Genomic DNA, 8469 nt, shown 5'->3' with positions numbered 1-8469 from the left:
TCCTCTCAATGGGATTATAGATTTTCGACACACCGAAACCCATTTCCAAATTCATGGTCAGGAAGCCGCCCACCTCGGGTGATCGTCAATGTACCATCAACACTGCCAAGATAGCCTCGCACCACTTTTTTCGTTCCATTTTTTGGCCCTAACGGGTTATCTTCGGGGGAATGTTGATAATAATCGTCATTATACCAATCGTTAACCCAATCAGTTCCATTGCCCATCATGTCATACAGCCCAATGGGATTGGGGGCAAAACGTCCTACAGGCGCTGGCAGAGTCGTAAAGTTTCGTTTGGGGTCTTCGTTACTATGATACAACTTGTTATCACTATTCCCGAAAATCAAAAATTGTCCACCGCTGCGCGCAGCGTATTCCCACTGTGCCTCCGTCGGTAAATCGGTTTTTTTGCCGCTATTTGTCCCTAACCATTGGCAATAATCTTTCGCCTCTTGCCACGATACTTTTGCGGGATAATCGTCCCCTAACTTATCTTTTTTTGCATAGGGATTATTTTTCACATCAAGGTAATATTCGGTTTTATTTCGCCCCTGTAAATCAAGCCAGCGATTAAACTCCCCCCACGTCACGCGGTATTTGCCCATTTTAAAGTCTGACAAGGACACCCAATGCAAGGGCTTGGTTGAAAGGTCAAAACTATACGGCAGTTTATCCTCCACTAACGGTCCAAAATCCCCCATCTGAAAACGCCCCCCTGGAATGGAGACCATATTTTCCATTGATGCTTGTCGCAACTGAGCTGCTTCAATTTCTTTTTGCCCATTATCACACCCGGTAAGCATGACTATCAGTAACGGGGTGTAGAGACGCCATGTCCTTGTCATTATCGTAACTCCTTATCGTCTACAAATACGCGCGTACAACTGTCCACATACACAAAATCGACTTGCTTTAACGGGATCTGTTGATTCACATCCGAATTTCGTTGAACCTCAAGGCTATCCGGGAGATGTTGATACAGTGCAGCCAGATTTTGTCGGTAATGACTGGGCTCTATCCGAATGTCCGGTACCTGCCCTATGATAGTTGGGGCAGGACCGAACAGTTGCGTTTTTAGCGGTGAAATCGGCGCTTCCCCACCCGATAAAAACGCTACCACCCGTGCTTCATTCGCGCGCCAATCCCCTTTCACCCCAATATTCATGGATAAGTGCTGCATAATATTTTCGTAATCACGTTTGGATTGTGCCCAGCTTAAAATCAGTAAAATCGCCCGTTTACGCGAGGCGAACCGTACACCGCCTTCACATGTCGTACCTTGATGACTGGCTGGGCTGAGCTCATCCCAAAAATTCCCGGTCATCAGTGAAGCAATCGCTGCTCCTTTACTTTCCGGGGGCGCTAACTTTAAACACCCGCCATTAGTGCGGTTGACATTCTCCATTAACGCGACACGCGCCTCTTTGTCTTTCCATGATTTATCTAATTTTTCGATTAATTGAGCTAAATCCTGATAGGTTTGAAGGAAAGCCTTAATATCTTTGACTACTTCCATGGACTCCAAAAGGGTTAACATGCAAAAGATTTGAAAATCTTCGTCCTTCACGATGGCTAAGACTTTGATGTAATCAATATTGCGCAGCATGTAACCAAACGTGGGCAGAAAATCTTTAAAGATAGCTTCCCCGTTGATGTCAAATGCCAGCGAGCCTTTCCCGCCCACGCCTTTACACAATCCGCCGGACACCAAACAACGAACCCGCCCCTCCGTATACGTGAATTGAATCGCCCCAGAGAGCCCCATGCCGGCTTGCACTGAAACGCCCGCACTGATTTTCCCTAAAACGGCAAAACCATCCTCGGCTTGAGTTGAGCCGGTTTCCGATTTATGCGGGGAATTCCATTTCAGTGAACCGGTCACATTCAAGCTGGCTTGCGCCCCGGCAAAGACCCCGATTTCCCCCGTTACTTTTGGGTTGACAGGCGGTTGGCAGACATCGGCTTTTCGTTCGCTCGGGTCCGTCTTGGATGCCACGGAGGTCGATAACCCCTGCATGGTATTCCCCTGAAAACTGGCGCCCCCTTCCACGGCAAGACTCACCCCGACACTCCCGGACAAAACCACATCAATATCCAATCGCATCGTCCCTAATACGCCCCTGCCGCCACCGGGGATTTTATCCGCATCCAAGGGGTATATCAGGGTAATTCCTTGGTCATACGGGAGTTTCAGTTTTAAGGTACTTTTGGATTCCGCCAAAGCGAGACCGGCATAAGCACTGAATTTCCCTTCAGCGGAAGGTAAAGAGCCGTCTTTGCGCTTTCCGGTACGTAAATCTAATTCAAACGGACTGAATCCGGCTTTAAACCCCGCGCCATACCCCCAACGCATCAATTGAGATTGAGAGTCGAATTCAAAGTTATCGCCTTTATACGGGGAGGTTTTGAGCTTTTCATTCAACTCATCCGCCCATTCCCCAAGCGCCCCCGAGGAATCCTTCACTAATTTTAGTTCATGCAGGGGGATATTCACTTTCCCCGAGGTTAATTGTGATGTGAGCTTTTCCTTGTCAATCACTTGCCGTTGGCGCTTTTCCCCCTTGTCATCGGTATATTCCTCGGTCGTGATAAAACTTTTAGTCCCACTTTTCTTGTCATTCTCATTCAGTTGATAGCGGCGAATATGATTTTTAATTTTATCGGAACGCACGTAGGTGTATTTATACCCTTTTTTTCCCCCGCTGATTTCGATGAGCTCCATGAGTCCAATGGCACTTTTTTTACTGCTGTCGTCCAAGAGCTTGGTTTTGGGCAGTTCCTCCGGAGGGGCAAGCATTTTCATTTCCGTTTTTAAATTTTTCACGGCAGTATCGAAGCATAACTCTTCTTTGCGCAGCTCTGCCAGTAAACGTTCTCTATCCTTCAATTTATTAACATCATAGGGTTGTGAAATATCACCGAGCTTTCGTTGAAGCTCTTCTATGCGTAATTCTGCATCCACACGAAGTGCTAATAATCCGTTCATTTGATTATTATCGAGTTCGATGGCCCGTGCATCGTTATAATCGGGAAAAAGGAACGTACCACTGTCGGGGTGAAAATAGAGGCTAGTTGGCGCAGTGCTGGTGGCGATTTCCCCAGTAGCCCCCGGTTTTGTTTTTGATTGATGGTTATTTTCAATATTTTCTGACATAAAAATACCTTTGAATAAAATAGACGGTAAGATTTCGTTGTGAATAATAGTTTTAGTCCGTATCAGAAAGGGGATCTTGATTATTCCGTTCTATTTTCATGTCGATTTTTTGTGGAGTAGCCGTAAATATTTCAAGCGTTCTACCGTCTTTATCTGAGATGGCTTCATAGGTATCTCCATCATCAGTGGTGAGTGTGTATTTGGTAAAGGGTAAAACTTCCTGACTGATTTCATCTTTGATAATAAATTGCTCGCTGAAGCCTTTTGGAATTTCAGGTGTTGGAGAGTTGAAGTTAGTTGCACCCATTTTCTGAACATTGGTTGTTTTAAGTAATACATTGCTTGGTGTGCCAATTTCAACATTACCATCTGCAATCTTGATGTAACCACCACCACAATTAAGGATAATTTCTTTTTTTGCGGTAATATTCAGTGCTCCATCAATCGTTCTAATATCAAGGTCTTTTTTAGATAAAATTGACATTGCATCATTTTGAGACTGTATTTTTATATCACCATATTTGGCTATTGCATTAATGCCTGAACTTTGAGCGTAAATGCTGACATCATTCTTGGCATTGAATGTGATTGCGCTATTTGCAGATATATTTGCCGATTGATTAGCGGTTATGGCAATACTTTCATGACCTGAAGCGAGATGTATCGCTTTAGGTGAAAATACGCCTATTCCAGCGGGGGCATGAACAAGTACACCGGGAGCTTGTAGGTTATTTAAACTATTCTTGAGTGTATCTTGGGATGCTATATCGGCTGGAATAGAACCGCTAATTTCAGCTGACTTTGATAAACTTTTGGCTATTGCGAGAGCTTGCTCTAGTTGCTGTATTGCCTCTTCCATCGCCAACACATCTCCACCAGCTTTATCCTGCTTATCGGTGGTAATAAACAACCCTTTACCCGCGCGAATCGCGCCCCAGCTGTCAGTACGTAGCTCAAAACCGTCACCGCGTTGTTCGCGTTCGGCGTTGACCAAATGCCCCAGGTTTAATTGGGTTTTTCCGCCATACTCAGTGCTGAGCTTAATATGCTCTTGCCCGCGTTTATCCTCCATGCGCAGTTTGTTATTCGCAGGCGTGCGGATCACATTGCGGGTGTTATTTTTATCCGTAACGTGGTCGGGGTGGCGGGAATCATGCAGTGCGTGGGCGATATAAGGACGGTCTGGATCGCCTTCATGGAAGGCGATAGCGACTTCAGTGCCTTGAATCAGTGGGAAATGCATCCCATAAGTATCGCCGGCGTAAGGTTTCGCCAAACGCACGGGCATACTTTCATAGCCCTTGGTTTTATCATCACGATCCGCGTCGAATTTGACCCAGTAAAAGCCGTGTTCATTTTGGTGGGCATAAATGTCGTGCTCTTTTGCGCTGGTGACGCGCGCCATTAATGTTCCGGCAATGACTGGGCGTGGTTTTAGAGCAGGGCGCCAACACAGTGATTCCGTGTAAGGCACGGCGTCGAAACGGACGGTTAGCGCTTTATCTCGGCTGGCGGTAAAGCGTAGGCGAGTAATTAGAATTGGCGATTTGAATACGCTGGGTAACGTCGAACTGAGCGGGTTATCTTGAATACTTAATACTAATAAAGGAGTAAGATCCGCAGCGCTACTTTCTCCGCGTAGTAAAGTCTGACGAGCCAAAAAGCGCTCGTGGTCGAGTCTTGCCCAGAAGTTAGCCGTTTCCGCATCGGGACGAATTTTGTCCCCGCGGGTCAGGTGACGACCTTTATAGTGATAAACATCGCCATAGTTGGTTTTTTCGCCGTCACCGCGCGTCATATCCGCGACAGCGGAAATCAACGTATCTTCCGCCAGTCGGTGGTTATAGTCTTTGGCAAAAACAGTGCTTTCAACCACTTGATGGCGCAAAGATAATCCCCAAACACTGTCAACATGGTTATCGCTCAGCCCAGATGGGCTATTGAGTGGCAGCGTTTTGTCATACACATAGCCGCGTTGGCTGTCTGTAAAGTGGAGTACCTCGGTTTGGGTATCATCTTGTAAACCAAAGCGATAAAAAATACCCACTTCACTGAGTAAACGCTCAATAAATTGGCGGTCACTTTCGTTAATTTGGTTGATTTGTTCGCGCTTTGGGTATGCTTTTTCGAGATGAAATTCGAATTCCCAGCCTTTGAAATTATGTTCGCGCAGAATTTGTTCAACCACATCAGGGATGGATTGGTTGATAAAGAAACGGTGGCTGCGAATTTGATGGCGCAGTAGCGCAAAAAAAGGCTCGATAACTAACTGGTAGCGCGCTTCATCCGCAGAGCCAGAGAGACGGCGGAAATCTGTCACCACGCCATGAACGCGCTTGGCAACGCTCGGCTGAGTGGCGAGTCCCATAAGGTTATTTATCGGTACACAAAAGGTCAGGCTGGCATTACGGCGCAATAATTGTTGAGCAGAAAGATCTTGGGCGGAACAGGTAAACGTAATTTGATAGCGATAGGGTTCGCTAGCGGCTTCACGCCCGGTAAAATGTTCAACGTCCAGTAAATCTGAGTAGCCTTGCACTTCTAGGCGATAGCGGTTTTGACCTTGAAGGAGGTTTTTGGCTGTATCGAGTAGGCTCATGGAGTTATCTCCTCAATATCACTGAAACTCAGGGTGATCCCGTCTTCTTCGCTATACCCCAACGTCAGGCTTTGTGCTTGCTGCTGGTTGGCTTGGCGCATGAGTAGTTGCTGGCTCAGTACCGGTAAAATTTGTTGGTTAAGCAGGCTATCTATATTGCGGGCACCGGTGTCGGGTAATAAACAGGCGCTCACGAGCGTGTCATACAGCGTTTCTTCGATAATGCCTTCAAGCTTGTAGTGGGTGTAGAGACGCTTAATGACGCTGCCTAGTTTCATTTCAACAATTTGGCGCAGTGCCACAGGGCCTAATGGTCGATAAATTAACGTTTGGAAGCGGGCGAGTAAAGCGGGTTGGAAGTGGTCGCGCAAGGTTGGGCGCAGCAGTTCTTGTAACTCGCCGTCGGTAGACTCAGGGAACTCTTCGAGTTGCTGCATAAGCAAGTCGCTGCCCAAGTTGGCTGTCATTAAGATCACGGTATTGCGAAAATCAATTTCACGACCTTCGCCATCGCGCATAAATCCACGGTCGAAGACTTGATAAAACAGGTTGAGCACATCGCGGTGGGCTTTTTCCACCTCATCGAGTAACACGACGCTATAAGGGCGCTTGCGAACGGCTTCCGTTAAAATCCCGCCTTGACCATAACCCACATAACCTGGAGGCGAGCCTTTTAATTGGCTGACGGTGTGGGCTTCTTGATATTCGGACATGTTGATGGTGATTAAGGATTTTTCGCCACCAAACAGCACATCAGCCAAGGCCAATGCAGTTTCAGTTTTACCGATTCCGCTTGGACCGACTAATAAAAATACCCCTTGAGGGCCATTTTCTGAGGCGAGACCCGTGCGAGCAGCACGCAGTCGTTGCCCAAGCCCCAGTAATGGGCTTTCTTGACCCACAACGCGTTTGCCTAGTGAGTCTTCTAACTCCAACAGTTCGGTTTGTTCATCTTTTAATAGGCTGGATAATGGCACGCCTGTCCAGTCGGCGATAACAGTAGCCACAGTTCTAACATCCACATCGGGGGTGATCAGCGGCTCATCTTGTTGAACGCGTTCTAACTGTGATTGGGTATTGCTGACATCTTGGGATTGACGGCGCTGTTCTAAGAGCTCGCTGATAAGGGTTTTTTCTTGCTCAAAACGCTGTTCCAGTTCCGCCATTTGCAGGGCTAATTGCGCATCTTGAGTGACTAATTCGCTCAGCAGGGATTGGTTGGTGGTGTTGCCAATCGCCAAATCATCAAGAATCGCTTGTTGTTCAAGTTCTAATGCATTGCGCTTGGCTTTTAAACGCGTCAGTTCTTCAGGGAGCGTATCGAGGCTCATGCGGATACGGGCGCTGGCGGTATCGAGCAAATCCACGGCTTTATCGGGGAGTTGACGACCGGTCAAGTAACGGCGAGATAAGGTGACGGCGGCTTTGACCGCATCATCGGTAATGTGAACACCATGATATTTTGCGTAGCGTGGTTTTAGTCCACGTAGCATTAAACAGGCTTTTTCGTCATCCGGCTCATCCACTTTGACCACTTGGAAACGGCGTTCTAAAGCGGCGTCACGCTCAAAATATTGCTTATATTCAGACCAAGTGGTGGCGGCAATCGTACGTAATTCACCACGGGCAAGGGCGGGTTTGAGTAAGTTAGCGGCATCAGCGCCACCCGCTTGGTTGCCTGCGCCAATGATGGTATGGGCTTCATCGATAAATAATAGAATAGGGGTTGGAGATTGTTGTACGGCTTCAATCACATTTTTTAAGCGCTGTTCAAATTCACCTTTGACGCCAGCCCCTGCTTGCAGTAGCCCTAAATCTAATGTGCGTAATGATGTGGTTTGCAGGCTAACAGGAACATTACCTTCAACGATGCGTAAGGCTAAACCCTCCACTAACGCTGTTTTCCCAACACCCGGTTCGCCCACGAGAATGGGGTTGTTTTTGCGGCGGCGAGAAAGAATGTCCACCATTTGACGGATTTCGTCATCACGCCCAAAGACTGGGTCAATCGCACCTTCACGTGCTTTTTCGGTCACATCCACCGTAAATTTATTCAGCACTGCCAGTAAGGCATCATTCAGTGTGTTACCGATGACATTCGGTGCAGGGGGTTCGTTAGAGGATTGAGCCTCAAGCGGCGCTTCCGCCGGTAAAGATTGATTATGCGCCGCAAGTTGCTGAACTTCAGGGCGCTCATCGGATTGCGCATCAAGCATCGGTCTTAAGCGTTGTAATTGTGTGATGCTTAAGGTCATTAATGGCCAAAGGGCGTCGTTCGGAACTAAAGTGGGTTGCTTCACCATCGCCGCAAGAATATGGACGCTGCGAATGTGCTCGATATCTTCATCCAATGAGGCAATCACCCATGCGTTTTGAATTAAGTTTAGGAGTGATTTTGAGAGGGATGGGCGGCTATGGATAGAGCGGGGCAGGTTGTCGATGTCTGTTAACAGGCTTTGCCAAAGTGCAGAAATATCCCATTCATAGCGGCGCGCTAACACAGTGATATCACTTTCTCCTAGCTCAAGTAGCTTGAGTAACCAATGTTCGATGGTCACCTCAGCATGGGCGCGTGTTTGGCACAAGGAAGCGGCTGCCTCTAGTGCATTTGCACAGAAAGGGTTTAGGCGACGCAATAACATAACTGAAGAATTTTCCATGTTCTCTCCCTAGATAATCTGGTGGATATCAATGTGTTTAGGCACGCTACCGC

At 47.3% G+C, this 8469-nt stretch carries 4 protein-coding genes; all 4 read right to left on the bottom strand.

Annotated features, from left to right (window positions below; all coding sequences use genetic code 11):
• Positions 1-14: 14 nt before the first annotated feature.
• Genes GKR48_RS04555 through tssH form a run of 4 tightly spaced genes read right to left on the bottom strand, consistent with a single transcriptional unit; the run spans position 15 to position 8416 of the window.
• Entirely contained in the window at positions 15-848 is an 834-nt protein-coding gene (locus GKR48_RS04555; RefSeq protein ID WP_154627184.1) for a formylglycine-generating enzyme family protein, read from the bottom strand.
• On the bottom strand, positions 848-3157 hold the full coding sequence (locus GKR48_RS04550; protein ID WP_154627183.1) for a hypothetical protein: 2310 nt from the start codon (positions 3155-3157) through the stop codon (positions 848-850). Before GKR48_RS04550 ends, GKR48_RS04555 begins: the two co-directional genes overlap by 1 nt.
• A gap of 52 nt (positions 3158-3209) precedes the next feature.
• Complete coding sequence (locus GKR48_RS04545) at positions 3210-5756, bottom strand: type VI secretion system Vgr family protein (protein ID WP_154627182.1); 2547 nt, start codon at positions 5754-5756, stop codon at positions 3210-3212.
• Positions 5753-8416, bottom strand: coding sequence for a type VI secretion system ATPase TssH (gene tssH / locus GKR48_RS04540; protein ID WP_154627181.1), 2664 nt, complete (start codon positions 8414-8416; stop codon positions 5753-5755). Before tssH ends, GKR48_RS04545 begins: the two co-directional genes overlap by 4 nt.
• Positions 8417-8469 lie beyond the last annotated feature (53 nt).

Origin of the sequence: Providencia sp. wls1943 (genome assembly GCF_009706275.1) — a bacterium.
Lineage (GTDB): Bacteria > Pseudomonadota > Gammaproteobacteria > Enterobacterales > Enterobacteriaceae > Providencia > Providencia zhijiangensis.
This window is presented reverse-complemented; position numbering and strand designations above follow the sequence as displayed.

Excerpts from the sequence above, each read along its gene's own strand:
- GKR48_RS04545 (WP_154627182.1), bottom strand. The coding sequence starts at position 5,756 with ATGAGCCTACTCGATACAGCCAAAAACCTCCTTCAAGGTCAAAACCGC.
- GKR48_RS04555 (WP_154627184.1), bottom strand. The coding sequence starts at position 848 with ATGACAAGGACATGGCGTCTCTACACCCCGTTACTGATAGTCATGCTT.
- GKR48_RS04550 (WP_154627183.1), bottom strand. The coding sequence starts at position 3,157 with ATGTCAGAAAATATTGAAAATAACCATCAATCAAAAACAAAACCGGGG.
- tssH (WP_154627181.1), bottom strand. The coding sequence starts at position 8,416 with ATGGAAAATTCTTCAGTTATGTTATTGCGTCGCCTAAACCCTTTCTGT.